Raw genomic sequence first — 14,920 nt, 5'->3', positions numbered from 1 at the left:
TATTCATAATTTTTCATTGAATAGCTCATCCAAATTACTATTCGATTTTTTGTCTTTATCATTATCTCTAAAGTAGCCGACTCCAATAATTAATATTAAACATATTACACCTAAAACTGCAATAAGGCTCATTCCAACCTCGCTTGCAGATTGTTGTGTAACAGGATTGATTTCTATGGATTTCTTAACATCAGCACCTTCGCTGCTTGCTCCGCCAACATCTCCCTGAGAAGAGCTTTCGCCGGCATCACTGACAGATTGTCCCTGTGAATTTGCACTGCTTTGTGAATACTGATTGCTGTTTGTAGTTGTTGAATTTGCAGATATTGTTGATGAAGATGTTGATCCTTTGGTAGGATTAGGAGTTGATGCTTCATCATTTGTAGGGTCAATATTTTCAGGAGGAACATTATTATTGTTTTTCAAAAATATCGGATTTTGAGTAGCCTGATACAATTTAGGAAGTAACTGAGCCAGAATATCCGGATTTACATATTGAACTGCCCATTGCATCATAGCAATATTTCCGCAACTGCAGTCACAGCATGCAACGCCGTTCTGAACTGTAGCCTTAGCCCATGTATTGGCAATATCTGTTAAAGTTGACTTATCCGCATTCCAGTAACCCTCATAGGCTGCTGTCAGCATTGTTCCACTCATGGAAATTAATGAATATGCATTATTTCCACTCATCAGCCAGTCTTTAACACCAATTCCATATTTATCCTTGTAATATGTATTGTATACCCTATTCCACAAATCATCACTGACGGATGTTGGTCTTGTTACCTGCCAGCCATATAAATTGCTAACAAATTTATTTGACATATAGCGGGCTCCGCTGTAACCTTCATTCATCATTCCTTTAATCCAGTTCGGATTGTCATATCTTGCAGCAATTTCCCTATACATTACCTCTTCAAGAGAGGAGATATAGGCATTGTCCTTATCTGCATACATCAGCACTTTCATTTTCGGTGTTTTTCCGGAAGCATTTTCAACAGCCATGGAAAGACCGCCCCAGTAATCGAAGAAGTCATCATTGTCAAGAACACCGTACTGATTGGTGTTACGGCTAGTAATGATAGTGTCTGAGTTGGATAATGCTCTTAAAAAGACTAATGAGTTTGTATCTCCCCAGTAATTTTTAGAGTACATGTTACCCATTCTGCCCAGATAGAACTGAGCCAGCTCATCTGTATCATTCCATGTCCATGACATTGAAACCAGTTTGGATATTCCGGCACCGTAATCGCCGTTAGGAGGTGCGAAAATACGTGTAATAGCACATTCGCCGGCATAAGTAGCATTATAACCTATACTTAAATAATACAGACAGTCTTCAATCCAGTGCTGTGCAACATAATTTGTGTTTAAAGCTTCATTTGAAACTCCGTAATAATTGATTCCGCCGACAACACCTTCCAAAGCTTCCCTGAGCAGTGCGCCTTTTTCTCCGCTCATCAATGTTTTATTATTGATTAAAGTCAGATATGACCTTGCAAGAGTAACCCTGTATGCATTGTCAAGAAGGATTGCCTGTGAAGAATATAAATCCCTGAATAACCCACTGGTAATTACAGTTACATCTATTCTTTTGTTTTGCCATCCTTCAGGTCGGGTTAAATCATTGAGCTTGATTACTTCCGGCATTGAGCCTACCTTTTTACCTGTAGGGTTTCCTTCATCGTCAAAACCTGCACTTGAAGAATCTGTCCAGACCGGTTTCATTCCAAGCAGATACAAAACGGTTGATACTAAAGCACCATCGTCCCTTGCGGTTTCAACACACCAGATTCCCATGATAATCTTTTCGGTAGTGTCATTTAAATCTGCAAGAGTTAAAAGAGCGAGTGTTTTAGCATAATCCCATGCTTCCATTGTAGGAAGTTCGCTTGACTGGTCCTGGAACATGTTCTTTCCTGTCGGAAGAATTGCAGGTTTTACAACGATTTCTCCACCTTCACTAACTGGAATATACCTGCCGTTTAATCCGTCAAGCATTGCATTTAGTTCAGATGAAATGCTCTCATTAATCAGGATTATATAATTTTTACCCAAATTCAGACATCCCAAAACATTTGAATTGTTGAATTTGGAATTTTGACTGATTAAAGTGGAATAAACAGTATTTACATCCCAATAAATCAATGCCCTGGCTATATCATAGGACCTGTTGAGGATAAATTCCCTTTCAAATGCTGTCAGGTCACTGTATGCTTTGGAATAGTAGATATCTGAAAGCTCTCTGAACAGATTTAAAACTCCCTGATTGTTCTCTAAAACCAAATCTTTTGAAAGCATTGCACTGACAGTACTTGCCAGATCATTTTCATTCCACATATCACCTAATGCATGAAGACCCAGAGGATATAGTGTATCCTGTGTGGATTTCAGGAAATTATCAATCTTTTCAATAAGCACACTCATTGAAATGCTTTTGACATCACTTTTGTTTAATCCCAGATTGGTTGACAAATCATTTTTGATTATCAAATCACGAATCTCAGATTCAGTTTTCATATTTTTATTGGACTGATAATCATTCATCAGATTTGCCAATACTGTGAGATTTCCATAAAGGTGAGTGTATGCCATAGGAGAGGTTAAATGTGAAATTATAACTGCAAAACCTCTTCTTTTAGCTTGAATAGCTTCTGCTAAACCGTCTGCAATATAGAAATACAGCTGCGGAACATCACCTACAACAACTGAACCGTAATCAGTTGCTGAGAGAAGAATTTCCTTACCCGGAAGCCATTCATGAGTAGCGTGCCTACCCACAAATATCATTGCATTGGAATATTTAGTCTTCATATAATAATATGCCGCCAGATACTGATGTGTCGGAGCGACAGCAGTACAGTGGTAAAGATTTTCAATATCTGACTCCCATCCCCTTTGAGGTTCAGGAGCTATGAAAACATTACCAAATGTCAATCCAGGAATTACAAAGTAATCTGTTCCGTTTTTTGTGATTACCATTACATTTCCAGGAGCTGCACCCCATCCGTTTAATCCTGAAATGTTTAATTCATTGAATTCATTATAATACTTTAAATATAAATCATAATAATCGTCTGACTGAGTTTTAGCATAATTTTTCAGGCTAGAAACTATATTGTCAAGAACTCTTTTTGCTTCAGCGGATTTGTCATCCGGAAGAAGTGATACCACCTGATTGTACCAGTCTGTAATTGTATCGGCAATTGTTGAAGTGTAGTTCAGCTCAACTGCACGTCTTGTCAGCTCGCCGATATATGCTACAGTACCGTTTTCAACCTGTATCTTTACAATATCATCGAGAGAGTTGAACCATGATGTGTATTCATCTACCGCAAGCAGAGTCACTTCTGAGCGGTTTGCAAGTTTTGCAAGTTCTCCCGGCGCCCAGGTAGCTACATTGATACCGCATGAGATAATCAGATTTTCAAGCTCTGAAACATTGCCCGGAAGTTCACCGACATCATAACCTGCATTCTTTAAGGTATGAAGCATATTATATATACTTTTGATTGTATCCAGATAACTTGAACCGATATTCTGCTTTCCAGGAGGATAATTATAATAAATTATTGATATAAGCTTATCCTCATTGGATGTGTACTTCAAATCAACCCATGAATCAATTCTGTCGGATAAAAGCTCTATATTGCCTTTATGCGCAATGTATGTTGTAATCTGGGCACCTGTCAGATTTGAAATGTAACTGGATGCGCCACCTACAAATGTAGCATCAATAATTCCCTGAGTTTCTGCTATTGTAATATGCCACCATTTGTCACTTCTCTCAGTGGTAAGACCTGTTGATCCAAGCTCCCACTGTTCATTTGAAACATAATCTGAGTGAACTGCCCTGAATACAGGAACTCCGGCTTCTTCAAAAAAGTCTGTAGCCTTTGTGAAGTTTTCGCCTCCGACACCATATGCCACCATGGAAACAATTGCATCAACATAGACTTCATATGATGAAGAATCTGCCAGAAATCCTGATATATCTGCTCCTGCATTAGTCCATGACTCAACCATCACAGCCAGCTGTTCGGCAGAACCTCCTGCAGCAAATACTGGAATTACATTATATCCTCTTGATTCCAAAGATTCAATAATTTCATAGCAGGTATGCAACTGCTGAGATTCAATATACATGGTACTTTCCAGAACACCTACTGTACGGGTGTTGGATTTGTTGAAGAAGGTTTCTATGTATTCATCAAGGGAATACCATCTGTCCCTATAAATTCCATAGCTTTTAGAGCCTGTGAATGTAGGTTTTTCATAATTAAAATTCAAACCCATATAATTAAGAATATAGAGAATCTGATTTTTCAGATTGTCCTTGTCATTGAGGTTTTTGTATAAAACCAGCTGATTTAAAAATTCATTGAAGTTGTCTGCATCCTTAGTCACATAATCATTGACGCTGGAGTATGCGAGACCTCTTTTGGTATTTTTAAAATACTTGATTAATTCATCATTTGTAAAACCTGCAAATATCTTGTTATAGTTCACAGTATTGTTTCTTAAAAGCTTGATGGAACTGGAATCTGAATTCAGATTACCGGAAGGAGCCTCCAATATGAGAAATATTTCCTTGTTGGACATTTCAGGATATTTTCCAAGAAGACTTGTTAAAACTGAATCGACATCACTGCTGATCCATTCACCTATGAATGCATCACTGTTATTTAAAAGAAATGCCAATTCATCTTCACTCATGGTTTTAACCTGATTACCATTACGGATAACCAAATTCACACCTTTCATGTCATGTTCAGCGAAAAGTTCCTGACTGGCCTTATCCAGAACGTTTGTTCCAGGATTATCACTGACTATAAATAAAGTAGTATTTTTAGAATTCTGAACAATATCATTAGAGTCACCAGATTCACTATTTACAACTACTTCAGTATTATCATGCTGGCTTAAGTCTTCGCAAGTCGTATTTGACTCTGCAAAGGCAACCTGAGAAAATAAACTGACCGACAATATTATCAGCAGCAGAAATAGTACAATCTGTTTTCTTCTAACAACATTCATTTTTAAACTCCTTAATAAAAGGTTAACATAGTAGCAAAAATTTATAAAAAAATATTACTACAATTAATTATTTTGTAATAAATCTAAATATAAACATTTCTAAAAAAAGTATTACTAAATTGCTTAAATTCGCTAAAAAAGTAATAATAATCAGTTACATTAGATAAAAGTAATAATCAATATATAAATAAACTTTTTAAAAGTAATACTCCCGATTAAAGTATTACTAAAACCTTAAAATCAATAAAAAAAGTAATACTTTTTAAGAATTTAAGCATACATTTCTGAATTTCAAATTGAAAATCCAGATTACGCAAAATCCTATGAAGGAACCTATATTCATTCCGATGATTGCTCCAAGATATACTCCAAAAATGCCCATATTTAACGTAATGCCCAAAATATACGCAAATGCCATACTCAGGACAAGTTCCCTCATGACTGTCAGAGTTAAAGACTTGAATCCTGAACCGACACCCTGATAGGTATAGGCTGCAGTTGCTCCGAAAGGTATTAGAAAGTTATAGAATACAAGCATCTGAAGTATTTCAGCTGAGCGGTGAACAAGTGCAGGGTTTCCCGCCTGGAAATTAAATATTTCACATAAAGGATAAGCAAAAACAAAAAATATTCCGCAGATAAGAAATGTGATAGCAAGACTTAAAAGAGTCGAATACTTGATGGTTTCATTGAAATTCGGCCAGTTACGGGCTCCGTATGCAACTCCGGAAACAGTTATGGTTGCAAGACCTATTGCCATACATGGGATAAATGCTATTGATATGAATCTCCATGCTATTGTAAAAGCCGCAACCTCACCTACCCCTGCAGTTAAAATTATCAGATAATTCAAGATAATAACAACAAGTGAGAATATAATCTCTTCTGATGCTGCAGGAAGTGAAACAACCAGTATTTCCTTATATATTCCAAGATTGCGGATGTAATATGATAAACTGAACTTGAAGAAAGTGTCTTTTTTGATATAAATCCAGTAAAGCATCCAAATCCATCCGATTAATGACGCAATAACAGTTGCAAGACCTGCACCGAAAATACCCAAATCAAAGCCGTAAATCAGTACAGGATCCAAAACCATGTTTAAAACAGCTGTCAGCATCAGAGGCTTGGTTGCACGGCTCACATCGCCTTCCCCCCGAAATACGCTTGCGGTAACATTGGGTGCAAGAAATACAATATTCAACAAAAAGATAATGCTGCCGTAGCTTAGGCAATATGACCTGACATCAGATGCTCCCAAAAGAACAACAATATCCTCCAAAAGAAAGATACCCACAATTAAAACACCAACAGACACCATAACTGTTAAAATTATTGAATGGATAACTGCGTTGTTTGCATCACCAATACGTTTCGCACCGACATATCTTGATATCAGTGAATTGGCACCTGCTCCCACACCACTGCCCAGACCTATGATTACCAGATAAAGTGGTGTTATAAAACCCAGTGCGGCAAGAGCATCAGCATTGATTCCTGAAACCCAAAAACTATCTATCAGATTATTTAAAAACATCAAAAGCATCGAAGCTATTGTCGGAAAGGCCAGTTTGTTTATGGCCTTTCGGGGATTTCCTAAAATTGAATCAATATTAGAATTATTTTGCATTATATTTATATTGTTTAAGGAGTAATTAAAATATTAAGGTGAAAAAATGAAAATTGCAATTAGATACTACACAAAAACAGGAAATACTAAAAAACTTGCAGAAGCGATTTCCAGTGTTGTAAATGTTGAAGCAAAAACCGTGAATGAGCCTTTAACCGAAGACGTTGACATTCTGTTTTTAGGAAGCGCAGTTTATGCTGCAGGAATTGACAAAAAAATTAAAGAATTCATACAAAACATCAATGTTAACGTTGGTGAAGTTGTAAACTTCTCATCAGCAGCTCTCATCGAGTCCACATACAAACAGGTCAAAAAGGAAGTTGAAGCAAAAGGACTTAAAATGAGTGAGGATGAATTCCACTGCAGAGGAGCATTCAAGCTTGTCCACAGAGGACGTCCTAATGATGAGGATTTAGAAAACGTGAAAGAATTTGCAAAAAGAATAATTAATTAATTTTTCTTATTCTTTTTAATCAAATCTTCGATATGGTCAAATCTCTTGAAAAGACTTCTTCTAACGATTGCCACCGCCAGTGTAGCCGAACCGACACCAGATAAAATGAAACCTGCCCACACCAGAAGTATAGCATTAATTTTACCAATACCTGATGAACCTAAAACCGCATAACCGTTACTTGTAAAAGCATTGGAAACCATCACAATTGAATCCAACGGTGAAACATCTTCCACAACGATTGTAAACAAAAAGCTGAACAGTACTATCAGATACAAAAGCATTATTGTTATTCCCAAACCGTTTGTCTGAGTATAATCCCGGAACTTCTGATAATAGACTTTTATCATATAGACATATGACAGACAGTGAAGCAGATCCAGGACATAGAAAATCATGGACCCGAAAGGATCTCCTCCGATTAATGTAAAAATTGAACTGAACGGAATCAAAAAGAAAAACAGAAATTTTCTTTGAACACTTTTTTTATTCATTTCATATGCAAGATATACTGAAAATACTACATCAATTGCAATAATAATATGTCGGCCGCTTTGCCATCCGAATATGGAGTATAACATGATGAATACAAAAATTATAATCATTATCAGATAATAAACCTGTTTTATTGTTTGTGCTTCCTCCATAGGCAGATATTCCTCAATTTTTAAAAATTTTGAAGATTTAATTTTGGAATTGTTTTTAAGTCTAGGAAAAATGAATCTTACAGCGAAAAACATGCCCGCAAAAATTAAACTGCAGGCCAATAAACTCACAACTAAACCTAAAATTATCATTGACTCACTCATCACCATTATTCATCACTCCCATCTTCGAGAAGATTTTCCAATTCATCCAGCCGCCTGTTGAATTTTCTAATTAAAATTGCTGCGGTAAGAGTTGCTGAACCGGCACCTGATATAATATATCCTCCCCAGACGAGAAGTATACTGTTCAGTTTTCCGAAAATGGAATTACCGAGAACTGCATAACCATTACTTGTAAAAGCATTGGAAACCATTACCAGTGAATCCAGTGCACTTTTGTTCTCAGCAAATTGAGTAATGAAAAAACTGAAGAAAATTATTGCAAAAGTCAGTACAACTGTAACCCCAAGACCGTTTGAAAATGTATATTCCTGGAATCTGTCATAGTAATACTTAATGAAATAGGCAAATATCAGAAAATGAACTAAATCTGCTACGTAAGTCAAAGAAATACCATCGAAAAGTAAAAACGATAGAGATCCGTAAGGCACTAACAGCAGCAGAATTATTTTATTTATCCTGGATGTTTTTTCAATAGTAACAGCGATAAACAGTGAAAGCAAAAGATCAAATACTACAAAATATATCCATGAGTTATCAAAGAGAGATATTGAATAAAACAGGTTAATGAAACATAAAGCCATCAGTATGAGATACAATACCTGTTTTAAGGTTTGAACTTCCTCAAGAGGAAGGAACTCCTCAGGATTAAGAAACCTGCTGGAACTGTTTTGAATCTTATCAGATACCTTCATGCCTATAAAGACCAGAACAGAAAAAATAGCTATTACAATAATAAATTCCAATATAGACTTTGCAACTAATTCCACTTAAATTCACCTACATAATACATTTAATTAATTTAGTATATGTAATTTTACAAAAAGTTAAATTCCATTACGATATACTACATATTATAGAACGGTGAAAATATGAAAAACATATACAAAATACTCATAGTTGCCATTGTATTGATAATAGCCATTGCAGGAGCATTCACATTATTTGGAAAAACCGCACCGGCAGGTGAGGGACCTTCATATAATGCCTCTGCATTAAGCCAGAAGATATCAATAAACATGGACAACTGGAGTTACGATGAAGAAAATGACATTTACTATCAGATAGGACTCATATACTGTATGAATACTGAAGATACAAAATATCAGTCATGCGGAATATACGTTCCCGGAAAGTACTTTGAAGCAAGCGAAAACTCAAACGGAACATACTCATGCAAAATAAAAGACGGGCAAAAGGTTGGAAACTACACAGCAACATCCGCACCAATAGTAATGCCAGTAAATACACCGGGATACTCATCATGCACAGCACCAACCAGCTACAAATCAGGAGAAGTTAAAGACTACACCGATGCAGGTTTCATTTATTTGAATGCAGGCTGCAGAGGAAGAGACAATGCTGAAGCGCCAGACGGAGTAACCGATTTGAAATCAGCAGTAACCTACTACAGATTCAACGGCGATGTCCTTCCGGGAGATTCAGAAAAAATATTTACATTCGGTCACAGTGGTGGAGGAGCACAGTCTGCAATAATGGGTGCAAGCGGAAACAGCAAGCTCTACAACCCATATCTTGAAGACATTCAGGCAGCAATGGTGGATAAAAACGGAAATTCTCTATCCAATGCAATTGCAGGAGCAATGTGCTGGTGTCCGATTACAAACCTTGACACTGCAGATGCTGCCTATGAATGGAATATGGGTCAATATGTAAGAAACAGCTCTACATTCACTGGTGAGTTCAGCAGTGACTTGGCAAAAGAATATGCAACATACATCAATAATTTAGGCCTTAAAGACCCTAATGGAAATACATTAAAACTGGAAGAAAGTGATTCAGGAGTTTATGCATCAGGATCATATTATGACTACATGTTAAGCGTTACTGAAGAGTCACTTAACAACTTCTTAAATGACACCACCTTCCCTTACACTCCAAGTGCAGGAGGAATGGGCGGAATGCCTTCAGGAGATGCACCAAGCGACTCAGGAAGTATGCCATCAGGTGAAGCTCCATCAGGAGATATGCCATCAGGTGATGCGCCAAGTGACTCCAGAAGTGCACCATCAGGCAATGCCGGCGGTGAAATGGGTTCATCAGGCAGCTCAGACAATACAACATACAATACTGCAAAAGATTACATTGCCTCACTTAACGGCAATGACACATGGATTGAATATGATGAAAAAACAAATACTGCCAAGATAACCAGTCTTGAAGCATTTGTAAAACACTGCAAAAATCCTTCAAAATCAGTACCAGCCTTTGATGATTTAAATCGTTCACAGGCTGAAAACGGACTATTCGGACTTGATGCAAACGGTTCAGCTCACTTTGATAAAATAGCTAGTGATCTTCTTAAAAACAACAGTGACAAATACTCCAAATTCGACGATTATTCATCCAATTATGCTGATGAATACCAAAGCGATTTGGAAAAAACAGATGCAGTGAACAGTACAATGCAAAGCCGTGTTGACATGTACAATCCGATGTATTACCTATGCGATTATTACAATGGTTCAGGCAGTTCCGATGTAGCCAAATACTGGAGAATAAATACAGGTATTGAACAGGGAGACACATCCCAATGTGTTGATGTAAATCTGTATTTAGGTGTTTTAGGTAAAGTAGGATCAGACAATGTTGAATTTTCAACTGTCTGGGGCCAGGGACATACCCAGGCTGAAAGAACCGGTGACAGTACCACCAATTTCATCAATTGGGTAAACAAATGTTTAAATTAAGAAATCAATTTTGATTTCTTAAACTTTCTTTTTTTAATTAATTAGAAGACTTAATTTCTTTTTCAAGTTTTTCAATCTTACTTAGGCAAATTAATATTCTCAGAAACAAATTCCGCAGAAAAACCATTGATTAACAAATTTTTAGCAGCTTTCATCATACCTCCTTCAACTTTTTCATTAGCCAATTCTACAATACAATCCACTTTAGTCATGAAATCAACCCCAAATAATGATTAAAATTATTTAGAAGATTCAACTTCTCGTTTTAACTCTTCAACTTTATCAATAGGCAACTCCATAATATTAGAAACAATATCTACTGGAAAACCTTTAACTAAAAGTTTCTTAGCGCCCTCCATAAAGCCCTCTTCAACTTTTTCATCACATAATTCAACAATACAATCCACTTTAGTCATGAAAATCCTTCCAAAATTATTTAGAAGATTTAATCTTTCTTTCAAGTTCCTCAATTCTACTTAAAGGCAACTTAGTATTCTCAGAAACAAATTCCGCAGAAAGACCACTAATTAAAAGGTTTCTAGCAGCTTCCATCAAACCTTCTTCAAATTTTTCATCACATAATTCAACAATACAATCTATTTTTCCCATGAAAACACCCTGTATTTTTTTTCTAATCCTATCAGTAATATCAAAATAGATATTGCTTAACAACAGCAAAATGCCCACAAATGATATCCTTGCCTCTTCATCTTCAAAAACAATATAATCCATCATTTCTGAGAGTTTGTAGAACTGATTAATAATTCCTTCACGAGTTGGTGGCATTAATGAAGTTAAAGCTAATTTAACCAGTTCTTCAGCTGAAAAGACTTCTTGTTTTTCAATTTTGTCCAAAGAGTTATTTATAATTTCCTCATATCCAAGCTCTGCAATGTTGAAAATAGTTATTTTGAAATTATCTATATCTCCAATTTTGTATTCTGCGATTTTAGATTTCTCTTTTGTGGTTATAACGCAAAATATTATGTCCAAATCATCATCATTATGTTCATAGTCATACAATGCAACATATGCATGAAATCTTTTTTTAGATGGCTTTCCGACATATGAGCTTTCAAATTCGAACATAACTATAACATTGCCTGATCTGCCTACAAAGTCCGGTTTAAGCTGAGAGATTTTTAGAGATATCATCTCCTCAGTTTCTTCCCTCAACTGATACGGGTCAACTGTTTCAGGCATATTGACAAGATCGAATAGTACTTTAATGAAATTTTTTCCAATATATTTAAAAGTAGTATCTTTCTCGATTGCCATAATATCACATCTAATCAATACATTAGATTATTAAAGTATTTAAATTAATATGATATAAGTTTAGGGCAATTATACAAGGTTAAAACAATTTTAAAGAAAAAATAAAAAATTGATTTCATTTTAAAAAAAATAGATAAATTAATGAATTGAAAATCCATTAACTTTTTAATAATTATTCGCTTTTAATGATTTTTAAGCCAACATTCGGATCTTTACAGATAAACGGAAGATTTTCAAATGTTTTCTTGTTCATTTGCTTGACTGATTCGTCCAAATCATCCCATTTAACCAGATTAGGTGAAGTCATGTCTTCACCAGACCCGAATTTCCATCCCAGGTCATATTTGAGTTTGCACCAGCCATAATGCTCTCTTTCAGCAAAATAATTGATTTCATCCTCATCAAAATGATTGACTGGTTTACCTGCCTCATCAACAGAAACCAAATCATATCCTTTTTCATTCAATATTTTTACAAGGAAATTTGCCTGTTTGAAATTTGCATATTTGATATGATTATTAAGTTTGTTGAATTCATCTTCACCTGTTGAATTAGGATTTAACTCCTCATTATCAAAGAATTCCTGCATTTTGAATGTTAAAAGTCTGATTTTGCTTCTTACAACCTTCAATCCAAGATGTTCAAGAAGTTCAGGAATAATCAGTATGGCATTTCTATCCAGCTGTTTGGTTCTCTCATCAAGTTTATCATATTCCACAAGATAAGGTGTTTCACGCTTGGTCCTGTCCTTGATTTCACCAAAAGTCCATCCGGTACCTATTTTTTCTTCACACCATTCAAGATGTTCAAATTTAGCCAAATCTTCAATTTCCTTTTCATCAAAATCATCTTTTGTCAGGGCTCTTCGGTTATCCGCATCAATACTTGCGATTTCACATCCGATCATGTTTAATTTCTTTGGAATTGATCTTGCCTGTCTGAGATTGGACAGTTTGAATTCCGCATCCAAATCATTGAAATCGCACATATATTCATATGATTTCTGCAGATTCTCATCAATTGGAAGGCCTTTTTCCAGTTTTTCTTTGTATTCCTCTTCAATGCTTACATTGTACAGCCTGTTGATTTCAATGGCAATCTCTTCAATGTTTCTCATCAGCACATCCGGAGCCTGAATATCTTCAATATCTCTATTTCTCATAATTTCCTCCTGAATTCCAGGTTCCACATCACTTGAAACAACCAGACCCATATCAAATATTGAATGAACATCCAATACACTGTCAATGAATGATTTTTTATCCTTGGAAAATCCCAGTCCGAGATAACCGTTTTTCAGGATGTATTTTACCCTTAACAGTTCCTTGTCTATACTGATTTCAAGTTCGTTTACATGGAGTTTCTTTTTATCAATCTGGCCAAATGGCTGTCTGTTCCATTCCTGGAGTTCATCACATAAAATAAGCAGGAACGCAATAGGGTTTTTGTAGGGAGAAAGCAATTTCAGGTTGAAAGGATCCTTCTGCAGTGTCTTATTATAATAGTTGTGAAGCAGAATTGCAGTTGCACTGTCCACAACAGGATAGAAAAAGAAAACCTTATCCTTTTTATATTTCTGGAAGATTTTACCGTATGAATTCAAAACAAGAATAGCTGAGTAGAATCCGTGGTCAATAAAATCATTTTCTCTCATATAATCAACAAAGGCATTGAGATGATTAGTCACCTGCAGAAACTTTTCATCATCAAAACCGAAATCAAGGGAAATCTTATGTGCCATAATATCAGTCGGTTTAAATAAATCCAGCATCTTTGTCTGCTTATATTCCTCACGGTAATTATCTGCAAAATCAAAGGGATCCATTTTGATTATTGAATTGAACTGATTGAAATCACTATAATTGATACCTATATCAACATCATAAGAGTTTGAAATTGACTTGACTCCGTCATTTATAATCTTTTTCAACTGCTTTCCGACAATTTCAAAAGGATAACCTATATCATGCAAAAGTGAAGCCACACCCCAGCGGTAGAAGAACTCTTCACGAGACACTTTGCCTACGTCATGACCGTAGTATTTTTCATATTTGCTGTCAGTAATGTATTTTTTAAATATTGAGCGGAACTTTTTGTTTTGGGAGTAAATTGCTAAACCCAACAGAAATACATTAACTGAATGAATGAAGTGGTCTCTTTGCCTGTCAATCAGCTCCCCAGTGTTCTTTTCATATTTTTCCATTACTTCAACAAGGCCCAAAAGAGTATTCGGTTCACTTATAACAGTCATATCTTCCTGTCTTTGGGATTTATCCTCATCAGTTATCTGATAAATCATGAAAAATGTTCTATAAATTTCTTTAGCAGTGTAATCACTTTCATGATCTAGAAATACATCAATTCCCGCCTTTAAAATATCTTTATAGTGATGTCTTCCACCATAATCATCATATAATTCAAGTCCTTCAAAAAAATCATCGATATATCTTTTGAAATTGTTTGTTGAATCAGTATTTTCGCTCATATACCCACCTTATAAAATAGTTAGTATTAGTTTTATACAAAATAATAAATAAAGCAATATCCGAATGGAAAATTTAATTTACAAAATCCATGAATGTTAAAAATTTAAGTGATTTTCATATTAATGGATACTGTGATTTTTAATATTATTCCATCCATGGTTTTGCGAAAGAGTGTAGAAATTTGAAAATTCCCCTTTTCACCACATATCTTCATAATTACAACAGAACCTTACCTCCATCAGTTCCACAATCAGATTTTTGGCAAAAACAATGAAAATCTATCAATATTAACCCACAGACTTAGATAATAAATATTATCACCAAATTCCGGAAATCACTAACAACCATTACCATTCTCCTCACCTTTTTTAATTTTGTTCAGCGCATTAATTGCTTCGGATAAATCATGTGATGAATTGAAATCCAGAAATCCATCAGAATTATTTTTATTAAGCACAACTGTTGATTTTATAGAATTTTTAGGGTTTTTCATA

11 protein-coding genes are annotated in these 14,920 nt (G+C 35.4%); 2 read left to right on the top strand and 9 right to left on the bottom strand.

Annotated elements, in window-relative coordinates; genetic code table 11:
• Nucleotides 1–3: 3 nt before the first annotated feature.
• The gene (locus QZN33_RS06335) at nucleotides 4–5,040 is read right to left on the bottom strand and encodes a cobaltochelatase subunit CobN (protein ID WP_296790112.1); all 5,037 of its coding nucleotides are present in this window, start codon (nucleotides 5,038–5,040) and stop codon (nucleotides 4–6) included.
• A 262-nt stretch (nucleotides 5,041–5,302) separates the two neighbouring features.
• Nucleotides 5,303–6,670, bottom strand: a complete 1,368-nt coding sequence (locus tag QZN33_RS06330) for an MATE family efflux transporter (RefSeq protein ID WP_296790111.1) — start codon at nucleotides 6,668–6,670, stop codon at nucleotides 5,303–5,305.
• A 46-nt stretch (nucleotides 6,671–6,716) separates the two neighbouring features.
• On the opposite strand from QZN33_RS06330, the gene QZN33_RS06325 reads away from it, so the two are divergent.
• A complete protein-coding gene (locus tag QZN33_RS06325; protein WP_296790110.1) occupies nucleotides 6,717–7,124 on the top strand; it encodes a flavodoxin family protein in 408 nt (135 codons plus the stop codon).
• Here the strand turns inward: QZN33_RS06325 and QZN33_RS06320 are convergent.
• Both QZN33_RS06320 and QZN33_RS06315 read right to left on the bottom strand, forming a co-directional pair.
• Complete coding sequence (locus QZN33_RS06320; RefSeq protein WP_296790109.1) at nucleotides 7,121–7,939, bottom strand: hypothetical protein; 819 nt, start codon at nucleotides 7,937–7,939, stop codon at nucleotides 7,121–7,123. The genes QZN33_RS06325 and QZN33_RS06320 overlap by 4 nt on opposite strands.
• Nucleotides 7,939–8,721: a hypothetical protein gene (locus tag QZN33_RS06315; RefSeq protein ID WP_296790108.1), complete on the bottom strand. Its 783-nt coding sequence runs from the start codon at nucleotides 8,719–8,721 to the stop codon at nucleotides 7,939–7,941. Before QZN33_RS06315 ends, QZN33_RS06320 begins: the two co-directional genes overlap by 1 nt.
• A 102-nt stretch (nucleotides 8,722–8,823) precedes the next feature.
• On the opposite strand from QZN33_RS06315, the gene QZN33_RS06310 reads away from it, so the two are divergent.
• Nucleotides 8,824–10,662, top strand: coding sequence for a subtype A tannase (locus QZN33_RS06310; RefSeq protein ID WP_296790107.1), 1,839 nt, complete (start codon nucleotides 8,824–8,826; stop codon nucleotides 10,660–10,662).
• A gap of 77 nt (nucleotides 10,663–10,739) precedes the next feature.
• On the opposite strand, the gene QZN33_RS06305 is transcribed toward QZN33_RS06310, so the two are convergent.
• The 5 genes from QZN33_RS06305 to QZN33_RS06285 form a co-directional block, all read right to left on the bottom strand.
• Nucleotides 10,740–10,874 (bottom strand): hypothetical protein, encoded by a 135-nt coding sequence (locus tag QZN33_RS06305; protein WP_296790106.1) that lies wholly within the window; start codon nucleotides 10,872–10,874, stop codon nucleotides 10,740–10,742.
• A gap of 27 nt (nucleotides 10,875–10,901) precedes the next feature.
• Complete coding sequence (locus QZN33_RS06300) at nucleotides 10,902–11,078, bottom strand: hypothetical protein (protein ID WP_296790105.1); 177 nt, start codon at nucleotides 11,076–11,078, stop codon at nucleotides 10,902–10,904.
• 16 nt (nucleotides 11,079–11,094) lie between these two features.
• Nucleotides 11,095–11,940 carry a hypothetical protein gene (locus tag QZN33_RS06295; RefSeq protein ID WP_296790104.1) on the bottom strand — a complete coding sequence of 282 codons (846 nt, stop codon included), beginning with the start codon at nucleotides 11,938–11,940 and terminating at the stop codon, nucleotides 11,095–11,097.
• A 172-nt stretch (nucleotides 11,941–12,112) separates the two neighbouring features.
• Nucleotides 12,113–14,425: a RyR domain-containing protein gene (locus QZN33_RS06290; RefSeq protein ID WP_296790103.1), complete on the bottom strand. Its 2,313-nt coding sequence runs from the start codon at nucleotides 14,423–14,425 to the stop codon at nucleotides 12,113–12,115.
• Between the two features lie 338 nt (nucleotides 14,426–14,763).
• Nucleotides 14,764–14,919: a hypothetical protein gene (locus QZN33_RS06285; RefSeq protein WP_296790102.1), complete on the bottom strand. Its 156-nt coding sequence runs from the start codon at nucleotides 14,917–14,919 to the stop codon at nucleotides 14,764–14,766.
• Nucleotide 14,920: the final 1 nt, after the last annotated feature.

Source organism: uncultured Methanobrevibacter sp., assembly GCF_900314615.1.
Taxonomy (GTDB): Archaea; Methanobacteriota; Methanobacteria; order Methanobacteriales; family Methanobacteriaceae; genus Methanocatella.
Note: the sequence above shows the minus strand (reverse complement) of the source record. Positions and strands in the feature narration are given on the sequence as shown.